Annotated in this window: 14 protein-coding genes; 5 read left to right on the top strand and 9 right to left on the bottom strand. The window is 74.3% G+C overall.

All coding sequences use genetic code 11. The features are described 5' to 3' along the window. Positions 1–50 precede the first annotated feature (50 nt). From O7599_RS02505 to O7599_RS02485, 5 genes are all read left to right on the top strand, one after another. Positions 51–3,089 carry a family 16 glycoside hydrolase gene (locus O7599_RS02505; protein WP_281620406.1) on the top strand — a complete coding sequence of 1,013 codons (3,039 nt, stop codon included), beginning with the start codon at positions 51–53 and terminating at the stop codon, positions 3,087–3,089. A 474-nt stretch (positions 3,090–3,563) separates the two neighbouring features. Beyond that, positions 3,564–4,403 (top strand): hypothetical protein, encoded by an 840-nt coding sequence (locus O7599_RS02500; RefSeq protein WP_281620405.1) that lies wholly within the window; start codon positions 3,564–3,566, stop codon positions 4,401–4,403. Positions 4,404–4,441: 38 nt separating this feature from the next. After that, complete coding sequence (locus O7599_RS02495) at positions 4,442–4,906, top strand: hypothetical protein (protein WP_281620404.1); 465 nt, start codon at positions 4,442–4,444, stop codon at positions 4,904–4,906. A gap of 33 nt (positions 4,907–4,939) precedes the next feature. After that, positions 4,940–5,137, top strand: coding sequence for a hypothetical protein (locus O7599_RS02490; RefSeq protein ID WP_281620403.1), 198 nt, complete (start codon positions 4,940–4,942; stop codon positions 5,135–5,137). A 235-nt stretch (positions 5,138–5,372) separates the two neighbouring features. Further along, complete coding sequence (locus tag O7599_RS02485) at positions 5,373–6,116, top strand: hypothetical protein (RefSeq protein WP_281620402.1); 744 nt, start codon at positions 5,373–5,375, stop codon at positions 6,114–6,116. A gap of 33 nt (positions 6,117–6,149) precedes the next feature. Here O7599_RS02485 and O7599_RS02480 read toward each other — a convergent pair whose 3' ends face one another. The 9 genes from O7599_RS02480 to O7599_RS02440 all read right to left on the bottom strand — a co-directional run bounded on the left by O7599_RS02480 (position 6,150) and on the right by O7599_RS02440 (position 17,881). Next, the gene (locus tag O7599_RS02480; RefSeq protein WP_281623257.1) at positions 6,150–8,864 is read right to left on the bottom strand and encodes an FAD/NAD(P)-binding protein; all 2,715 of its coding nucleotides are present in this window, start codon (positions 8,862–8,864) and stop codon (positions 6,150–6,152) included. 502 nt (positions 8,865–9,366) lie between these two features. Continuing rightward, positions 9,367–10,278 (bottom strand): LLM class flavin-dependent oxidoreductase, encoded by a 912-nt coding sequence (locus O7599_RS02475; protein WP_281620401.1) that lies wholly within the window; start codon positions 10,276–10,278, stop codon positions 9,367–9,369. Between the two features lie 106 nt (positions 10,279–10,384). Continuing rightward, positions 10,385–10,918, bottom strand: coding sequence for a winged helix-turn-helix domain-containing protein (locus tag O7599_RS02470; RefSeq protein WP_281620400.1), 534 nt, complete (start codon positions 10,916–10,918; stop codon positions 10,385–10,387). A gap of 36 nt (positions 10,919–10,954) precedes the next feature. After that, the gene (locus tag O7599_RS02465) at positions 10,955–12,370 is read right to left on the bottom strand and encodes a sulfatase-like hydrolase/transferase (protein WP_281620399.1); all 1,416 of its coding nucleotides are present in this window, start codon (positions 12,368–12,370) and stop codon (positions 10,955–10,957) included. Between the two features lie 313 nt (positions 12,371–12,683). Continuing rightward, positions 12,684–13,223: a carboxymuconolactone decarboxylase family protein gene (locus tag O7599_RS02460; RefSeq protein WP_281620398.1), complete on the bottom strand. Its 540-nt coding sequence runs from the start codon at positions 13,221–13,223 to the stop codon at positions 12,684–12,686. After that, a complete protein-coding gene (locus O7599_RS02455; protein ID WP_281620397.1) occupies positions 13,220–14,155 on the bottom strand; it encodes an SDR family oxidoreductase in 936 nt (311 codons plus the stop codon). The genes O7599_RS02460 and O7599_RS02455 overlap by 4 nt, the downstream gene beginning before the upstream one ends. A 97-nt stretch (positions 14,156–14,252) precedes the next feature. Further along, on the bottom strand, positions 14,253–15,386 hold the full coding sequence (locus O7599_RS02450) for a PQQ-dependent sugar dehydrogenase (protein WP_281620396.1): 1,134 nt from the start codon (positions 15,384–15,386) through the stop codon (positions 14,253–14,255). A gap of 309 nt (positions 15,387–15,695) precedes the next feature. Next, positions 15,696–16,664, bottom strand: a complete 969-nt coding sequence (locus O7599_RS02445; RefSeq protein ID WP_281620395.1) for a polysaccharide lyase family 1 protein — start codon at positions 16,662–16,664, stop codon at positions 15,696–15,698. Positions 16,665–16,846: 182 nt separating this feature from the next. Continuing rightward, complete coding sequence (locus tag O7599_RS02440) at positions 16,847–17,881, bottom strand: LacI family DNA-binding transcriptional regulator (protein ID WP_281620394.1); 1,035 nt, start codon at positions 17,879–17,881, stop codon at positions 16,847–16,849. Positions 17,882–17,955 lie beyond the last annotated feature (74 nt).

Raw genomic sequence — 17,955 nt, 5'->3', positions numbered from 1 at the left:
GCCCGGAATCCGCAGGTTCTTCCCGCCCTCTTACGCGTATGGAGGAACGAATGTCCGCACGGCTGTTCCACCGTGTCCGCAGACGGATGACCACGGTGCTCGCGGCGGCCTTCCTCGTCGGCGGCTTCTGGGCCGCACCCGCCGGCGCCGATCCCGCCCCCGACCCCGAACGGGCCCCCGCCCCGCGGAACCAGCCCTTCGCCGAACTCCCGCCGCAGGAGCCCGGCGTGACGCTGCGCACGTACGACGTGCAGGTCCCGCTCGACGAGATCTGCGCGCTCAAGCCCGCGCAGACCCCGAACGTCGACAAGCTCATGCCGCAGATCGACTTCTCGACCGCCGGGGACTTCGGCTTCGAGGACAACTTCGTCTCGCACACCATCGCCAACGTCAACGTGCCCCAGGACGGCACGTACACCTTCCGCCTCACCAGCGACGACGGATCGCGGCTCCTCGTCGACAACCAGGTCGTCATCGACCACGACGGGCTGCACGGCACCGATCCCCCCAAGGACGGCACCGTGGAGCTGACCGCCGGCTACCACTCGCTGTTCATCGAGCACTTCGAGCGCGGCGGCGGCCAGCAGGTCACGCTGGCCTGGCAGCCCCCGGGCGCCGAGGGCTTCACCACCGTGCCGAACTCGGTGCTCAGCACCGACGCCGGCGTCGTGCGCGTCACCGCGCCGGGCCGCAAGGAGTGCGAGGGCTTCACCGACTCGCCCGGCGACGGGCTGCCGCTGAACGACGTGCACCCCGACTTCACGCTGACCGACCTGCGCCCCGAGGGCTTCGAGCCGCAGGTCACCGCCATGGACTGGCTGCCCGACGGCCGGCTCGCGGTGACCACCTGGGGCGGCACCGACAACGTCGCCGGCGAGGTCTACCTCCTCGACAACGTCACCGGCGACACCTCGCCCGAGCAGGTGACGGTCAAGAAGGTCGCCGAGGGCCTGAAGGAGCCGCAGGGCATCAAGTACGTCGACGGTGAGCTGTACGTCTCGCAGAAGCACGAGCTGACGCGGCTGAAGGACACCGACGGCGACGAGGTCACCGACGCGTACGAGACCGTCGCCACCTGGCCGTTCAGCAACAACTTCCACGAGTTCGCCTTCGGCCTGCTCTACCGGGACGGGTACTTCTACCTCAACCTGTCCGTCGCCATCAACTACGGCGGCGCCACCACCGACCCGCAGCCCTCGGCGAACCGTGGCACGACCATCAAGGTCAGCCGCGAGACCGGCGAGATCAGCTACGTCGCCGGCGGTCTGCGCACCCCCAACGGCATCGGCTGGGGGCCGGACGACGACGTGTTCGTCCTGGACAACCAGGGCGGCTGGCTGCCGTCGTCGAAGCTCCTGCACGTCAAGCAGGACCGCTTCTTCAACCACTACACCAACCCCGACGGGCCGTTCGACGACCAGCCCGTCACCGAGCCCGTGCTCTGGCTGCCGCAGAACGAGATCGCCAACTCGCCCAGCACGCCGCTGTACATGGACGAGGGCACCTTCGCGGGCCAGCTCCTCTTCGGCGACGTCACCTACGGCGGCATCCAGCGGGCCGACCTGCAGAAGGTCGACGGCGACTACCAGGGCGCCGTCTTCCGCATGACCCAGGGCCTGGAGGCGGGCGTCAACCGCATCAGCATGGGTCCCGACGGCGCGATCTACGCCGGCGGCATCGGCGCGGGCGGCAACTGGGGCCAGCCAGGCAAGCTGACCCACGGCCTGCAGAAGCTGACGCCGGGCGGCAGCAACGCCTTCGACATCGTCTCGATGGACGCCACCGAGACCGGTTTCGAACTGCGCTACACCAAGCCGCTGTCGCAGGAGACCGCCGACGCCCTCGCCGGGAAGTATGCGGTCACCCAGTGGCGCTACGTCCCCACCGCGGAGTACGGCGGCCCCAAGGTGGACGAGGAGGTGCTGCCGGTGACCTCCGCGGAACTGTCGGACGACCGCACCACGGTCACCCTGGAGATCCCCGGCCTGAAGCCCGGCCACGTGGTGCACGTGCGCTCGCCGCGCCCGTTCGCCGCCGAGGGCGGGCAGGAGCTGTGGAGCACCGAGGCCTGGTACACGCTGAACAACATCCCCGGTGACGAGCGCCGCGCGCCCACCGCCTACGAGGCCGAGGAGGCCCGGCTCGACGGCGGCGCGAACCTCGCCACCGACCACGACGCCTACTCCGGCCGCGGCTTCGTGGCCGGCTACGGCACCAAGGGCGCGTCCACCACGTTCGACGTCACGACCCGGAAGGGAGGAACCCACGACGTCGGACTGCGCTACTCCAACGGCCCGAACCCCTTCGCCGGCACCAAGACGGTCAGCATGTACGTCAACGGCAAGAAGGTGAAGCAGACGGAGCTGGCGTCCACCGGCACCTGGGAGGAGTGGACGACCAGGACCGAGAAGGTCAAGCTGCGCGCGGGCCGCAACACCGTCCGCTACGTCAACGAGGGGGACGACACCGGCCACGTCAACCTCGACATGATCACCGTCCACCGCGGCGGCGCGCCCGTCACGCTCTTCGACGGCGCGGACCGCTCCGCCTTCCAGCACGTGGACGGCAGGACGCCCGAGTGGCCGCTGCTCGACGGCGAGGCTATGGAGGTCTGCTGCGGCGACATCCGCACCAAGCACGCGTACCAGGACTTCAAGCTGCACGTCGAGTTCTGGCTGCCCGAGCTGCCGCCGGACGTCACCGGGCAGGACCGCGCCAACAGCGGCGTGTACCTCCAGGAGCGGTACGAGGTCCAGATCCTCGACTCGTACGGCAAGGACCCGCTGGCGAACGACGACGCCGCCGCCCTCTACAAGAAGAAGGCGGCGGACGTGAACGCGGCGAAGCCGCCGGGGACCTGGCAGACGTACGACATCACCTTCCGCGCCGCCCGCTTCGACGCGGACGGCCAGAAGACCGAGGACGCGCGCGTCTCGGTGGTGTGGAACGGCGTCAAGGTCCACGACGACGTCGCCGTCGACGGCCCCACCGGGGCCGGGAAGCCGGAGACGCCGGTCGCCGGCGCCATCCGGCTCCAGGACCACGGCAACGCGGTCCGCTACCGCAACATCACCGTCCAGCCCCTGTGACCCGGCGGTGAGCCCCACCGGCCCCGGAGCCCACGGCTCCGGGGCCGGTTTCTGCTCCGGGCCGCGGCTCTTAGGCGGCACGGTCGCAGGCGGACGGAACCGGACTTTCCGTGCGAACGGCGACGACGGGCCCACCCACCGGCGGCAGGCCCGCGGCGGACGCGTCCGGCGTCATCCGCACCGGCTGGTCACATGGCGCGGAACGCCCGCTACCGGCCCTCGCCCCCGCGGCGCCCGCGCCTGCCCCGGCCCGGGCCGGACCGGGTGCCGGGGGGAGGCGCGGAAGGAGTGCCACCACCGCCCCGGACATCGCCATTTACCCTCCTTGTGCTGATGATTCTGAATCATGGCGAAAATCTCTCTGAAATCAGTGATTCCGCTTAATTCCCCATTGTTCGTAATCGTGCGGGAGATTACTGTTCCGGCCGACCGGCATCCCTCGTGCCGAGCCGGTCCGACAACAGGGGGGGCTCAATGATCGAAATCGAACTCGACGTCTTCTCGGGGCGTCCGAATCCCCGATGGCAACTGTCCGCTTCGGAAAGGAACAGCTTCCTGCAGCGGACGCTGGAGGGCGCGGTGCCGATGGCGCCGGCCTCCGTCTCCGAAGGGAAGCTGGGCTACCGCGGATTCCTGGTACGCGCCACCGGCGACTCCGCGAAAGTCCTGAAGGGAAGGCGGCTGCCGACCTTCTTCCGGGTCCGTGACGGGCTTGCCGCGAGCGTCGACCTCGACGCCGAGGCGTGGCTGCTGGACTCGGCTGACCCGCAGATGGACGAGCGCGTATCGCAGGCGGCGGCGGAAACCATACGTACGCCCGCGGAGCGCGGCGACTGGGCGGCGGCCAGAGCGGGCGCGGCGTGCACCTACTGGGTCACCAGCTCGACGAACTTCGACTTCTGGAACGCCGACCCTTACCACCGCATCAACAACAACTGCTACAACTACGCCGCCAACTGGCGCACGAACACCTTCGCCCAGCCGGGGCGCGGCACCGGGCAGCAGTACGGCTCCGTCTCCGTGCCGCAGATCCGGGACGCCGCGCTGCGCGACGGCTGGGTGACCTACTGCGACGGCGGCAATCTCTACGTGGCGTTCGCGACCTGGTCCAACATCGACTACCACTGGTGGCGTCGGACGGAGTCGGTGGGCGGCGTGGGACGCTGGTGCCACAAGCCCGGCCAAACGGCGGCCCGGAACTACGACCAGTCCGGGTACGCCATCACCGACCCGTACACCGCCAACCGGGGTGATTACACCACCTGGGGCGGCTACATGTACGGGCCGGGGCCCTCGCGGCAGACGGTTTGGTGAGGACCGGCGCGGCGAAGGCGGCGAAGGCGGCGAAGAGGATGATGCCGGGAACGACGGCGGCCGTGCTGGGAGCGCTCGTGCTCCTCGGCGCCGGCTGCGGTGCGGAGGAGACGGTGAAAGAACCCCGAAACACCCCGGCCACCCCGCATGTGGAGGTGGACGCGCTGTCCGGTCGGCCCAACCCCGGCTGGGACCTGCCGCAGGCCGACGCCGACGAGATCGCCGCGCTGATCGAGGCCCTGCCGGCCGGCACGGAGTCCGCGGCGGCCGACGACGCGGGCGGCCTGGGGTTCCGCGGGTTCGTCCTCACGGACCTGCGGCTGCCCCGGCATCCGGAACACGACCGGGTACGGGTCGGGGTGGACGTCGTACGCATCGAGACCGGCGACGTGACCCTGGCCCTGCCCGACGACCACGGCTCCGTGCACGCGGCACTGCGCGCCAAGGCGCGAACGCGGCTGCCGGAGCCCCTCTACCGGGCGATCCCGGAGAACCGACAGTGAGCAGCAGAGAGCAACAGTGAGAAAGGGCGGGAAATGGAACGACGGAACTTCCTGACCGTGGCGGTCGCCACCGGCGTGGGCACGTCGCTCGCGGCCACCGGCGGCGTCGCCTCGGCCCGACCGGACGACGCGCCGGCGGAGACCCGGGCGGAGCTGTCCGCCACCGAGCGGTGGCTGCTCGGCACCGGCACGAGCCGCCGCGGCGAGAACCTCGCGAAGCTCGTCTCGTAGCACAGCCCCGCGACACGACCAGGGCGGCCCGGCCGCCCCCGGCGCCGTACCGCAGCCCTCGGGACCCGCGGTACGGCGCCTCGGCGTGCCGGGGCGGTGCCCGGGAAGCGACCAAAGTCGTACCCGCCACCGGGCTCCGCAGACCTTCGGCCGATCCGCCGCCCCGCCCCGCGTCCGTAGCGTCGCCGGGGAACGGCAGGAAGGACGACCGACAATGGATTCCGGAGCACCCCCGATGTCCCGTGACGACCGCCGCGGCGGCGAACCCGACGGCGACCGCCCCGCCAAGCGACCCGCCGCAACGGTGGGCCCCGGCCTGGTGTACCGCCTGCTGCTGCTCGCCGGACTCCCCGCGCTCGGCCTGCTCCTGGGCTGGCTGGTTCCGCGCGTCGCGGACCGGGTCGCCGGGCTGCGGTGGGCGCCCATGCAGGGCCCGTTCGAGCTGGTGGCCTCCTTCGACGACGGCTGGACCGCCGTCGCCGGACCGGTGGCCGGGATGCTGCTGGGCCTGGGCGGCGGGCTCCTCACCTACGTGCTGGCGATGCGCGTCACCTTCGAGGGCGACACCCTACGGGTCGAGAAGGACGGCGAGTCCCGCATCCTGGCCCGCGCCGAGGTCGCCGCCGCCTTCCTGGACAAGGACCGGCTGGTGATCCTCGACGCCGCCTCCCGCCAACTGCTGCGCAGGCCCACCGACCTGGAGCCGGCCGACCTCGACCGGGGCTTCACCGCGCACGGCTACCGGTGGCTGCACGAGGACCCGTTCGCCGGCTGCTACCACCGCTGGGTGCCGGACTCCGCCGAGCTGTCCGTCGCGGCCAACGCCGTGCTGAAGGCGCGCGAGCACGCGCTCAGGAAGAAGAACGCCGCCGACGTGGAGGAACTGCGCGCGGAGGCACAGCGCCTGGGTTACGTGCTGCGCGAGGAGGGCACACGCCAGTACTGGCGCCCGCTGCCGCCCGAGGCCGCGGAGGGCTGACCGCGGCGGCCCGGGCGCGCGCGGGCGTGCGCCTCAGTCCAGGCCCGGCAGCGCCGCGAGGCGGCGGTGGTCGGCGGGGGAGTCGCGGCGGTCGAGCCGGGTCTCCAGCAGCCGCCGGGCCGCCTCGCACCGGCCGCCCGACACCAGCGCGAACAGCAGGGTCTCCTCCACCACTTCGCGCTGCGCGGCGCTGCCGCCGACCTTGCGCAGCACCGGCCGGATCGCCTCCAGCCGCGCCACCGCGTCGGGCCAGCGCTCCTCCAGCACCGCTTCCAGCGCCTCGCACAGGGGCGCCACGACCTCGCGCTGCACCGGGTCCGCGCCCGCCGCGTGCGTACGCAGCCGCCGCAGCGCCGGCAGGTCGCCGGCGGCCGTCAGCGCCACCGCGCCGTGCATCGCGGTGAACGGCGTCGCCGGCCGCTCCACCACCTCCCGCTCGACCGCCGCCAGCACGCCCTCGACCGGCTGCTCACCCGTCCAGCACCCCGACATCCGGGCCCGCCACAGCAGGGACCCCGAATCCACCAGCGCCCGCACGCCGTTCACCCGGCCCGGCGCCAACTGCGCGAACCAGCGCCGCCGTACCGCGTCCGGATCGTCGAGCGCCAGCTCGTGCAGGGCGACGTGCCAGGAGAAGTGCGCCCGGTGCGTGGCGCCGCGCCCCTGGTCGCCGATCCAGCCGTCCAGCCAGTCGCGCCCGCGCTCGTGGGCCCCCGTCTCGTAGTGGACGTGGGCGAGCGCGTGCACGGCGTGGCCCGCGGCCGGCTCCACGGCCAGCGCCCGGCGCGCCAGCTCCGCGGCCTCGTCGAAGCGGCCGTCGTCCTGGCGCATGAAGGCCAGCAGCGAGGTGTGGAACCAGTGCCCCTCGTACGCGGAGGTGGTGCGCTCGACCAGCCGGCGGGCCATCGCGCCGTCGAGGTCGGTGACGCCGGAGAACGCGATGGTCGGCACGGCGACGCTGAGCGCCAGGGCGTCGCCCGGGTACGCGGCCAGGTGCCGGGTCAGCGCCGTGTCCCCCGAGTCGCCGGAGCCGGCGATCCGGCGGGTGACGACCTCCACGAACGCCCGCTCGCGCTCGTCCGCGCGCTCGCGCGCGGCGCGCTGCGCGTCGGCCAGCGCACGCGGCACGTCGACCTCGGCGCCGCACTCGTGCCCGATGAGCGCGAGCGCGGCGTGCCCCAGCGCGAAGCCGGGGTCCAGCTCCACGGCGCGCGCGAACGCGGTCTCCGCTCCGGCGCGTACCTTCAGCAGCCGCTCCAGGCCCGCGCGGTACGCGGCGGCGGCAGCCGCGTGCGTGGACACGGGCAGGCCGTTGACGTCGGTGGGCCGGCGCCGGCCGCGCACCGGCTCGCGCAGCGGCTCCAGCACCGCGGCGGCGACCTCGGCGGCCTGGACGCGGATCTCCGGCACGGCGGTGGTCTCCCACAGCTCGCCGCGGCGCGCGGAGCCGAGGGTGAACAGCGGGGGTGGTACGGCGGCCGGGTCGTCGACCGCACCGGCCCGTACCGCCGGGGCACGGCCCGCGGCGGGGCGCAGCCGCCCGGCGTCGGTGGCCACCCCGATGCCCAGCGGGCCCGGCGTGGCCGTGCCGTCCGCGAGCAGCCCGCGCCACAGCGGGTCGGCGCACTCCTCGACGCGCAGCCCAGGACCGGTGCAGTCGACGACCCAGCCGACGTGCAGCGTCCGGCCGCCGCTCAGCGTCACGGCCAGGCCGCCGTCCGGGCCTGCCGCGACGTCCCGCACCCGCCCGGTGTGCAGCCGCAGCTTCCGCGCGGCCAGCGCACGCTGTACGGACTCCGCGGTGGCCGGGGGCATGCGGTGGCGGTGGACGTTCCAGCGGGAGGCGTCGCGGGCCAGGAAGCCGGCCCGGTCCTCGTCGGAGAGGCGGGCCCAGATCGCCTGGGTGAGCGGGCGCAGCCCGTCCACGGCGGGGCGCCAGTCGCCGTGGGCGCGGACGGCGGCGGCCACGTGGCGGCGTACGGCGGTGCGCAGCTCCGCCAGCGGCAGGCCCGGGAGGCCGGGGTCCGCCTGAAGGGGTGGCAGCGCGGTCAGGGCGTGCGGGCGGGGCAGCTCGCCGCCGCGGGAGACGGCGTGCACCCGGCGGCCGGACCGTGCCAGCGTCAGCGCCATGTCCACGGCGGTCAGGCCGGTGCCGACGAGCAGCACGTCGTCACCCGCGTGGGCGTCCGCCGCGAGCGCGTCGAGGGCGCCGGGCGCCCAGGGGTCGGGGACGAAGCGGTCGCTCCCGCGCAGGGTGCCGGGGGCCCAGTCGCGGGGGCCGGGCGCGGGGCCGGTGGCGATGACGACGCTGTCGGCCCGCTGGGTGCGACCGTCGGCCAGGCGCAGGGCGGCGCGCCCGCCGGCGGTCCACGTACAGGCCGTCGCCTTCGTCCGCAGCCGGCTCACCGCGACGGTGCCGTGGGCGCGGATGACGGCCTGGCCGAGGGAGTCCGCCAGGTAGGCGCCGTAGCGGTGCCGGGGGACGAAGTCGCAGGCGGAGGCGGCCGGCTCGCCGTGGGCCTGGAGCCAGCGCACGAAGTGCGTGGGGTCGTCCGGATAGCAGCTCATGCCGCCCGCCGGGACGTTCAGCCGGTGCCGCGGGTCGGTGGTGGCGTACGCGACGCCCCGGCCCGCCTCGGGTGCCGGGTCGATCAGCACCAGCTCCAGTGGCGTGCTGCGCCGGATCGCGGTCTCGCAGAGCTGCATCGCGGTCAGGGCGCCCGCGGCGCCCGCCCCGACGACGGCCACGACGTGGCGGGCGGGACCCCCGGCGGGGGGAGACGAAGGCGCGGCCACGGTACCTCCAGCTAGCCGGGAACGTATGTGTCCATGATCTCGCGTCCTGGGGACCGGTCCACCCCCGGGCACCTGTTGACGCGACGAGGCTACTGCTCCCATAATTCCTAGCACACCGATGGGAATACTAGGAATCGGTGGGAGCCGACGACCGGACCGCTGAGACGCGGGCCGCGCGCCGGGCTCCCCAGAGACGGGCAGGGCCCTTCGCGAACCCGGAGGAGTGCGAAGGGCCCTGCTCCCCGTCCGCCGTCCGCGCGCGCTCGTCCTGGCGCACCGACGCGCGCGTACGTGACCGGCGTACGCCCCCCGTGAAGCCCCGGCCGGCGCCTGCACCGCCGGCGGGTCGCTCCCGGGACACGCCGGCGGGGACGGCAGCGGCCCCGTACGGCTCGCCGAGCCGTACGGGGCCGCCGCGTTGCCGGCGCCCCGGTCCTCCCGCGGGGGCCGGCGGTCAGGCGGTCGGCGCCAGGTGCTCGCGGAGCGTCCGCCCGCGGTAGCCGGAGCGGAACACCCCGCGCTCGCGCAGCCTGGGCACCAGCCCGTACACGACCGCGAGCAGGTCGGTGGCCGCGTGCGCCGGCAGCAGGTGGAACCCGTCGGCCACCCCTTCCGCGTGCCACTCCGCCAGCACTCCGGCCAGTCCGGCCGGCGGCCCCGCGAAGTGCAGGGTCTCCGCCCGGGGCCGCAGCCCGCGCCCGCCGCCGCGGCCGAGGTCGACCCCGAGGCGCAGCAGGACCCGCAGGGTCCGGGGGTCACGGCCCGCGTCCGCCGCGTGGTGCTTGAGCGCCGCGCGGCAGACCTGGGCGGCGGCCGGGTGCTCGGCGTCCAGGAGCACCACGTCGGCGTACCGGGCGGCCTGCAGCCACCGCCGGTCGGGCCCGTGCACGTCGAGCACCATCGCCACCGGCGGCCGGTGGGGCCTGCGCGGCCGGGCGCCGGACCGGTGCCGGCGGGCGGCGTGGTGCCGTCCCGGCGCGCCGTGGGCGCCGGGGGTGTGCGCCCGTGTGCCGAACGGGCCGTCGCCGGGCAGCGCGGTCCGTACCAGCCAGCCGGTCCGGCCGTCCACGGCGCTACGCGCCACCGCGGACGTCAGCGGCGCGAGCCGCCCCGAGGGCAGCGCCGCGACGGCCGGGACGAGCCCGATGCGGCTGGTGGTGCCGGCGGCCAGGGCGAGCACGGCCGGCACGTCCAGCCGGCCCGGGCCGCCCGCGCCGTCGAGCGTGACGAAGTCCAGCCCGCCCTGCTCGGCCAGGCGCACCAGCCGGGTCCAGCGCGCGTACGGCGGCGGCGGGCACGCGCCGGCCGGGCGCCGGGCGGCGGTGGCGTCGTCGAGGGCTGCGGAGAGGTGGAGTTGGGCGGCCATGGGGAACTCGTCTTCCGGTGTCGGGGAGGGAGAGGGCCGGCAGGAGAGGACCGGCAGGAGAGGGAAGCGCGGGGGAGAGGGCGGCGCTGCGGTGCCGGGGGGCGCGTCAGGGCTCGATCGGCTCGTACTTGTAGCCCATGCGCCGGACGGTCACGATCCGGTGCCGGTGTGCCGTGCCGAGCTTGCGGCGCAGCCGCGCGACGTGGACGTCGACGGTGCGGCCGTCGCCGACGTGGCTGTAGCCCCAGACGGTGGTCACCAGCGACTCGCGCGAGTGCACCCGCCGCGGATGGGCCACGAGATGGGCGAGCAGTTCGAACTCCAGGAACGTCAGGTCCAGCGGCCGGCCGTCCACCTCGGCCACCCGGCGCTCCGCGTCGAGGCGCACGGGCCCGCCGCCGGGCGGCGGGTCCGGCGGTCCCGCGCTGTGCGGCGCCCGCTGCAGCGGCGCGGTGTCGGCGCCCTCGGCGAGGAGTTCCGCGGGGTCGAGGCCCGCCGGCACGAGCACGACGTAGCCGACGAGCGGCCCGCCGTCCGCGGTGCGCTCGCCGTGCCGCGCGGGCTCGCGCACCAGCCGCAGATGGCGTGCGGCGCCCGCGGCTTCGTCACCGGCTGCCGGGGCGGGGAGTGAGTGGGTCATCGGTCGGTCTCCTTCGGGTGGTCGGAGCGGGGCCGGTCAGCCGGCGGCCCGCGCGGGGTACGGCAGCAGGCCGGCGTCCGTCTCCTCCCACGCGGTACGCAGCCGGGCCAGCAACCCGGGCCGTACGGACGCCTTGTCGGCCTGCTCGCGCGGGTCGTGGGCGAGGTCGAAGAGGTGGTCCGCGCCGTCCTTGCCGCGGTGGTACTTCCAGTCGCCGCGGCGCAGCGCCCGCTCGCCGCGTACCCGCCAGAACAGGTCGCGGGCGGGCGGGTCCTCGCCGCGCAGCAGGTAGCCGGCGAGGCTGTGCCCGTCCAGCGGGTGGGAGGCGGCCGGGCGGGCGCCGCCGAGCTCCAGCAGCGTCGCGGTCCAGTCGGGGGAGTACAGCGGCACGTGGCTGACCTGGCCGCCGTCGAGCCGCGCGGGCCACCGGGCGATCTGCGGAACGCGTATCCCGCCCTCCTGCAGCGACGCCTTCTCGCCGGACAGCGGCCACTGGTGCGACCAGCGCTCGCCGCCGTTGTCGCTGGCGAAGACGACCAGCGTGTCCCGCTCCTGGCCGCCGGAGCGCAGCGCGGCGAGCACCTGGCCGACCGAGCGGTCGAGGTCCTCGACCATCTCGCGGTACTTCTCCAGCGACCCCCCGTCGGCGTGCCACAGCGCGCGGGGGTCACCGGCCTTGATGCGGCGGACGATCTCGGCACTCTCCGTCTCGTCGCCGTCGGCGATCCACGGCCAGTGCGGGGTGGTGAAGTTGAGGTTCAGCAGCCACGGCCGCGAGCCGCGGGTGCGGAGGTGCCGGATGGCGCGCTCGGTGAGCACTCTGGTGTAGTAGCGCAGGTCGCGGTAGGCGACCTCGCCCTCGTACAGGTCGTACTCGCCCCCGGAGCCGAGCTTGGAGTAGTAGTCCAGGGCGCCGCCGAAGTTGCCGAAGAAGCTGTCCCAGCCGGAGCGCGTGGGGCTGTAGTCCGGCAGGTAGCCGCAGTGCCACTTGCCGATGAGCGCCGTGTCGTACCCGGCGTCGCGCAGCAGCGACGCCAGCGTCGGGTGGCCGGGCGCCAGGCCCGCGGACCTGTCGGCGATCGGCTCGGCGAGCCCGCCCTCCGTACGGCCCGGGTACCGGCCGGTGTAGAGGGAGAAACGGGTCGGCGAGCAGGTCGCGGAGCCCGCGTAGGCCTGGGTGAACCGCACGCCCTGGCGGGCGAGCCGGTCGAGGTGCGGGGTACGGATGTGCGGGGAGCCGTAGCTGGAGAGGTCGGCCCAGCCGAGGTCGTCGGCGAGGACGAAGAGGATGTTGGGCCGCCGCGCCGTGCGGTCGGGGGCGGCGCGGAACGGGGTCTCGGGGGTCTGGGCTGTCTGGGCGGCGGCGGGCGGGGCGGCGGTGCCGAGGGCGGCCGCGGTCGCAGCGGAACCCAGGAGTCCGCCGAAGGCGCGGCGGGACGGCGAGGAGGACATGGGTCTCCCGGAGACGGGGGGCAGGGGGGAGCCGGCCCGCCGGCGCGCCGACGGCGACGGCCGCGGCGCGGGCGGGTCAGGGGTGCGGAAGGAGTCGGCCGACGGCTAGCCGTGACGGCAGACGGCGCTGGCCACGTGACAGAAGTCGACGTGCCTGCGGCGGAAGAGAAGCGCCCGCGTCGAGGACATGCCCACCATCCTGCGCACCGCGCTGGCCTGCGTCAATGATTTTCCTAGAAAAATGGTCGGAAAACTGTGGAACGACTGAATGCCGCCCCTCGGACGGGGGTACGGGCAGGGCGTGGCGGGCCCGTCAGCGGGGCGGGTCGGGCTCCAGGCGCAGCGCGGTGATGGTCGTCGCGAGCATCTCGTAGTGACCGGCGAGCAGGAGCAGTTCGATGGCCGCCTTCTCGTCCAGGTGGGTGCGCAGCCGCCTCCAGAGCGCGTCGTCCAGGTCCCGGTCGCGGTGCAGCGCGTCGACGGCGGCGAGCAGCGCCCGCTCCCGCTCCGTCCAGCCCTCCGCCTCGGGGCCGGCCTCGACGCGCGCGACGTCCACGGGGGTCAGCCCGGCGCGGCGGCCGAGCCTGCGGTGGTGTTCGAACTCGTACGCGCAGGAGCGCAGATGCGCCACCCGCAGGATCACCAGCTCCGTCTCCCGGCGCGGCAGGGTGCCGCGGGGCATCAGCCGGCCGGCGAACCGCAGCCAGCCGTGGAACAGCCGGCGGTGCCGGCCGAGGACGAGGAACAGCGCGGGCGGCCGGGTGCCGCCGACGCGGCCCGCCGCGCGGCTGAGCAGCCAGGTCGCCGCGCCCACGTCGCGGCGCCCGCCGGGGGCGATGCGCGGCGCGCTCACCGCGCGTCCCGGTCGGCCTGCCGCGCCGCCGGGCCGGCGGCCGGTGCGGCGGGGTGCTCGGGCGGCGGCACGACCGCGCGGCGCAGCAGCCGGTGCGTGGCGGCGTTCATCGCCCGCATCGCGAGCGCGTACAGCGGCGGCGCCGCGCGCTGCAGCCCGTGCGCGGCCCTTACCCGCCCCGAGGTGTGCACCAGGTAGCGGTTCCGCTCCACTCCCCTGAGGATCATCCCGGCGACCGCCTCCGGCGACTCCGCCTGTCTGCGGAAGCCCGCCTGGAGCCGCTTGAACGCCTTGCTGTCCTTGTCCACGCCGACGATCTCCACGGTCTCGGTCAGCGGCGTGTCCACCGCGCCCGGGCAGACCAGGCTCACGCCGATGCCGTGCCGGCGCAGGTCGAAGCGCAGCACCTCGGAGACGCCGCGCAGCCCGAACTTGCCCGCGCTGTACGCCGCGTGCCACGGCAGCCCGAGCAATCCCGCCGCCGAGGAGACGTTGACCAGGTGGCCGCCGCGGCCGGCCGCGATCATCGGCGGCACGAACGCCTCGATGACGTGCACCGGACCCATCAGGTTGACGTCGACCATGGCGCGCCAGTGCCGGTGCTCCAGATGCTCCACGGTGCCCCACGCCGAGATCCCGGCGATGTTCATCACCACGTCCATCGGCCCGCCCGCCTCGGCGTGCACGCCGTCGGCCACGGCCCGTACGGCATCGAGGTCGGCGATGTCGGCGGTGCCGGCGTAGCGCACGGCGCCGCCCCGGGACCGGATCCGGGCGGCGGTGGCGTCGAGGCGGTCCGCGTCCACGTCGGTGAGGAAGAGCTCGGCGCCGCGGGCCGCGGCCAGTTCGGCGGTGGCGCGGCCGATGCCGCCCGCCGCGCCGGTGACGAAGATCCGTCGTCCCGTCAGGTCCCTGAACCCCGGTCGCTTCATCTACCGCACGGTAACGTGCCGCGCCCGCGACCGGAACGGGGCGTGCGGCGACCGGTGCCCGCGGGCCGCGCTGCGGCGGCCCGCGGGGCCGTGCGTGTTACCCGGCCGGGTCCAGGCGCTGGATCGGGCCGCCGATGTCGAGCACGTACAGCTCGCGGTCGCCGCCCTGGACGAAGGAGATCACCTCGCCGCCGCTGACGCCGAGGTCGGTCTCGCCGGTGACCTCGCCGTTCTCGACCTGCAGCGCGCGGACGGTGCCGTCGCAGTAGTCGCTGAACAGATACTGGCCGGCCAGGTCCGGGATCGCCTCGCCGCGGTAGACGAACCCGCCGGTGACCGAGCACCCGAGCCCGTCCCGGCCGTACTCGTGCACCGGCGGCACGTGGTTGGCCGGCTCCTCGCCGTCGAAGACCTCGGAGCCCTCCATCCGGCCCCAGCCGTAGTTCTCGCCGCCGGGGCTGTCGCCCGGGGCGTAGTCGATCTCCTCGACGCGGTTCTGCCCGACGTCGCCGGTCCACAGGTCGCCGGTCTCGGCGTCGAAGGAGAACCGCCAGGGGTTGCGCAGCCCGTACGCCCAGATCTCGCCGCGCGCCTGGGGGTCGTCGACGAAGGGGTTGTCCTCGGGGATCGCGTACGGGTCGCCACCCGCCGGGTCGATCCGCAGCAGCTTGCCGAGCAGGGTGCCGAGGTTCTGGCCGTAGTCGTGCGGGTCGCCGCCCGCGCCGCCGTCGCCGAGACCGATGTAGAGCATCCCGTCGGGGCCGAACGCGATCTGGCCGCCGTTGTGGTTGGAGTACGGCTGCTCCTGGGTGAGGACGGTACGCCGCGATCCGGGGTCGAGAGCCCCGTCGGCGACCGCGAACTCGTCGATCGTGCTGGTGCCTTCCTGGTCGGTGAAGGAGACGTAGAAGTGCTCGAACCCGGGGTCGAAGGCGATGCCGAGGAGCCCGCGCTCGCCGTCCGTCGTCGTCTCGTCCGAGATGTCGAGCACGGGCTCGCCGAGGCCGGAGTCGTCCAGGACCCGGACCGTGCCGGCGCGTTCGGCGATCCAGACGGTGTCGCCGGGACCCGCGGCGCCCGCGCTCGGGTTCCGGGCCTCGGCCACGGTCGTCAGCTCGACCGACGCCTGGGCGGTGTCGGCGGGCGGATCCGCGCTGGCCGCGGACAGCGCGATGCCGGAGACGGCGAGGCAGAACCCGGCGGCGATCGCCGAGATGGTGCGCACTCTCATGGTGACCCTCCTGGGGTGGGGTTGAGGGCGTCGTGGGGGAACGGTGCGTGCGCTCGCACTGGTCGGGGGATGCCCCTGGTGCGCAGGAGGATATCCCGCGCGCCGTTCCCGATGAATACCGCAACCTCGGCCCGCCGGGGGCCCCTTGTCCGGTTGTCCTGGTGCTGTCCGCAATGCCGGCTGTGTGCCGGGGAGTCGGACGGTGCCGGGTGCCGTGCACCCGGGAAGCGCCGCGCGCCGCGGGGGACTCCGCGCCGCGGGAGGGGCAGGACGTGTCCCGCGGCCCGGCCGCGGCACGCGGCGCCGCTCTCAGAGGTTGCCGACGCCGGCGCCGCCGGTCACGGTGCCCTTGACGCCGGCGGCCGGCTGCACGTCGTAGTCGTACGGGATGTCCGCGACGGAGCCGCCGGCCTCGCCCGTGCCGGAGCTGACGAAGTGGTTGTCGCGGGCCTCGATCGTGCCGGGGCCGGAGCTGGCCTCGCCGAGGTGGAAGGGGTCCTCGGTGTTCTCGAAGTAGTTGCCCTCGATCAGCACGCCGGCGTCCTCGGTGGAGGCGACGCCGTAGGAGCCGATGTCGTCGTAGTAGTTGTTGAGCACGTGCACCGGGTTGCCGAAGCGGACCCGCGGGTTGCGCTGGTTGGTGCCGTCGAACCAGTTGAAGGCGTACGTGACGTGCAGGGCGTCGGCGTCCTCGCCCGCGTTGTCGTCGCTGTGGCCGAGCAGCGCGTTCTTGTCCTGGCCGTGGAAGTGGTTCCAGGAGACCGTGATGGCGTCCGACGCGCGCTTGATGTCCAGGTTGCCGTCGCTCGCGTCCGTGAGCGTGTTGTGGTCCAGCCAGACGTCGGTGGCGTACTGGACGTTGACGTTGTCGTCGTCGCTGCCGGAGATGGTCATGTTCTGCACGATGACGTTGCTGACCTCGCTGATGTTCAGCCCGCCGCCGCCGCTGATACGGCCGTTCGTGCCCACGCCGACGATGGTCTTGTCGGAGGCGACCTTGGTCATGTCGCCGAGCTGGATGGTGCCGTTGACCTCGACGATCCGCGGGCCGTCGCTCTGCACCGCCGCGGTGAACGCGGCCGCGTCCGAGACCCTGACGGTGGGGCCGCCGGCCCCGCCGGTGGTGCCGGCGCCGAAGCCGAGGGGCGAGGCCGCGGCGGCCGGGGCGGGCTCGTCGGCCATCGCGCCCGGGACCAGCAGGGCGGCGGTGGCGGCGGCGGTGGCCGTCGCGGCGGCGACCATCAACGTGGTGCGGGGCTTCCTCCTGTGCGTGCGCATGAGCTGCTCTCCGTCCGGTACGTATGCGGGTGGGGGAATGCGCGCCCGCCTGGCGGCGGCACGCTCCGGCCGTGGGTCGCCACCGGACGGCGCGAGGTTGCCGGGCAACCCGGGGAACGGGTACGAAACCCCGGGCGGCGTACGGGACTTCGGCCTGGCCGGGGGAGAGGGAAGGGCGGCGGCTACGGGTGGGCCGCCGGTGCCGGGGGCGCCGCCGTGCTCTGCCGCACCACCAGCCGGGTGGCCAGCTCCATGCGCAGCGCCCCCTTGCCCGGCTCGCGCGGGCGCAGCAGCATCTGCGCCGCCTCCTCCGCCATCTGCCGCAGCGGCTGGTGGACGGTGGTGAGGGCGGGGCTCGACCACTGGGCCAGGGGCACGTCGTCGTAGCCGACGACCGACAGCTCGTCCGGCACGCTCAGCCCCTTCAGCCGGGCCGCCTCCAGCACCCCGAGGGCCTGCAGGTCGCTGCCGGCGAACACGGCGGTGGGCCGGCCGGGCCCGTCGAGCAGCTCCATGGCGTGGTCGAAGCCGCCCTGGACGTGGAAGTCGCCGTAGCGTACGTGGGCCGGGTCGACGTCGAGGCCGGCCATGGCCATCGCCGAACGGTAGCCGTCGAGTCGCGCGAGTGAGCACATCATGTCCTCGGGCCCGGTGATGATGGCGATCCGCCGGTGGCCCTGCTCGACGAGGTGGCGGGTGGCGGCCATGCCGCCGGACCAGTTGGCGGAGCCGACGGACGGCACGTCGGGCTCCGGGTCGCCCGCAGGGTCGACGATGACGAACGGGATCGCGCGCGAGCGCAGTTGCCTCTTCACCCGGTCGGGAAGGGTGGAGAAGACCAGCACCACGCCCAGCGGGCGGCGCCGCAGGACGCCCTCGATCCAGTCGGGGTCCGGCGCGTGCCGCGTCCCGCTCTCGGTGAGCACGACGCTCGCGTGGTTCTGCTTGGCGACGTTCTCCACGCCGCGGATCAGCTCCATCGCCCAGACGCTCTCCAGCTCGTGGAAGACCAGCTCGATGAGCGGCGCCTGCGGGGCGGCCTGGGCCCGGCGGCGGTACCCGTGCGTCTCCAGCAGTTGCTCGACTTTCGTGCGCGTGGGCCGGGAGACATCGGATCGGCCGTTGAGAACTTTCGAAACCGTCGAGAGAGACACCCCGGCCTGAGTCGCTACCTCGGCCAGGGTCACACGGCCGTCCACGTCGTCGTCTTCACGCATGGTTCGAAGGATAAGGCACGGTCAGCGGTAACGGTTTGGTCGCGCGGCCGCAGGCCCGTTGACCGTCTGCGGCG

It is taken from the genome of Streptomyces sp. WMMC500 (assembly GCF_027497195.1).
Classification (GTDB): domain Bacteria; phylum Actinomycetota; class Actinomycetes; order Streptomycetales; family Streptomycetaceae; genus Streptomyces.
The sequence above is the reverse complement of the archived record's forward strand: the minus strand, read 5'-3'. Positions and strand labels throughout refer to the sequence as shown.

What these genes read in the sequence shown, in the direction of transcription:
- O7599_RS02465 (WP_281620399.1), bottom strand. Translation starts at nt 12,370, where the DNA reads ATGTCCTCCTCGCCGTCCCGCCGCGCCTTCGGCGGACTCCTGGGTTCC.
- O7599_RS02470 (WP_281620400.1), bottom strand. Translation starts at nt 10,918, where the DNA reads ATGACCCACTCACTCCCCGCCCCGGCAGCCGGTGACGAAGCCGCGGGC.
- O7599_RS02500 (WP_281620405.1), top strand. Translation starts at nt 3,564, where the DNA reads ATGATCGAAATCGAACTCGACGTCTTCTCGGGGCGTCCGAATCCCCGA.
- O7599_RS02490 (WP_281620403.1), top strand. Translation starts at nt 4,940, where the DNA reads ATGGAACGACGGAACTTCCTGACCGTGGCGGTCGCCACCGGCGTGGGC.
- O7599_RS02495 (WP_281620404.1), top strand. Translation starts at nt 4,442, where the DNA reads ATGATGCCGGGAACGACGGCGGCCGTGCTGGGAGCGCTCGTGCTCCTC.
- O7599_RS02450 (WP_281620396.1), bottom strand. Translation starts at nt 15,386, where the DNA reads ATGAGAGTGCGCACCATCTCGGCGATCGCCGCCGGGTTCTGCCTCGCC.
- O7599_RS02455 (WP_281620397.1), bottom strand. Translation starts at nt 14,155, where the DNA reads ATGAAGCGACCGGGGTTCAGGGACCTGACGGGACGACGGATCTTCGTC.
- O7599_RS02485 (WP_281620402.1), top strand. Translation starts at nt 5,373, where the DNA reads ATGTCCCGTGACGACCGCCGCGGCGGCGAACCCGACGGCGACCGCCCC.
- O7599_RS02505 (WP_281620406.1), top strand. Translation starts at nt 51, where the DNA reads ATGTCCGCACGGCTGTTCCACCGTGTCCGCAGACGGATGACCACGGTG.
- O7599_RS02475 (WP_281620401.1), bottom strand. Translation starts at nt 10,278, where the DNA reads ATGGCCGCCCAACTCCACCTCTCCGCAGCCCTCGACGACGCCACCGCC.
- O7599_RS02445 (WP_281620395.1), bottom strand. Translation starts at nt 16,664, where the DNA reads ATGCGCACGCACAGGAGGAAGCCCCGCACCACGTTGATGGTCGCCGCC.
- O7599_RS02440 (WP_281620394.1), bottom strand. Translation starts at nt 17,881, where the DNA reads ATGCGTGAAGACGACGACGTGGACGGCCGTGTGACCCTGGCCGAGGTA.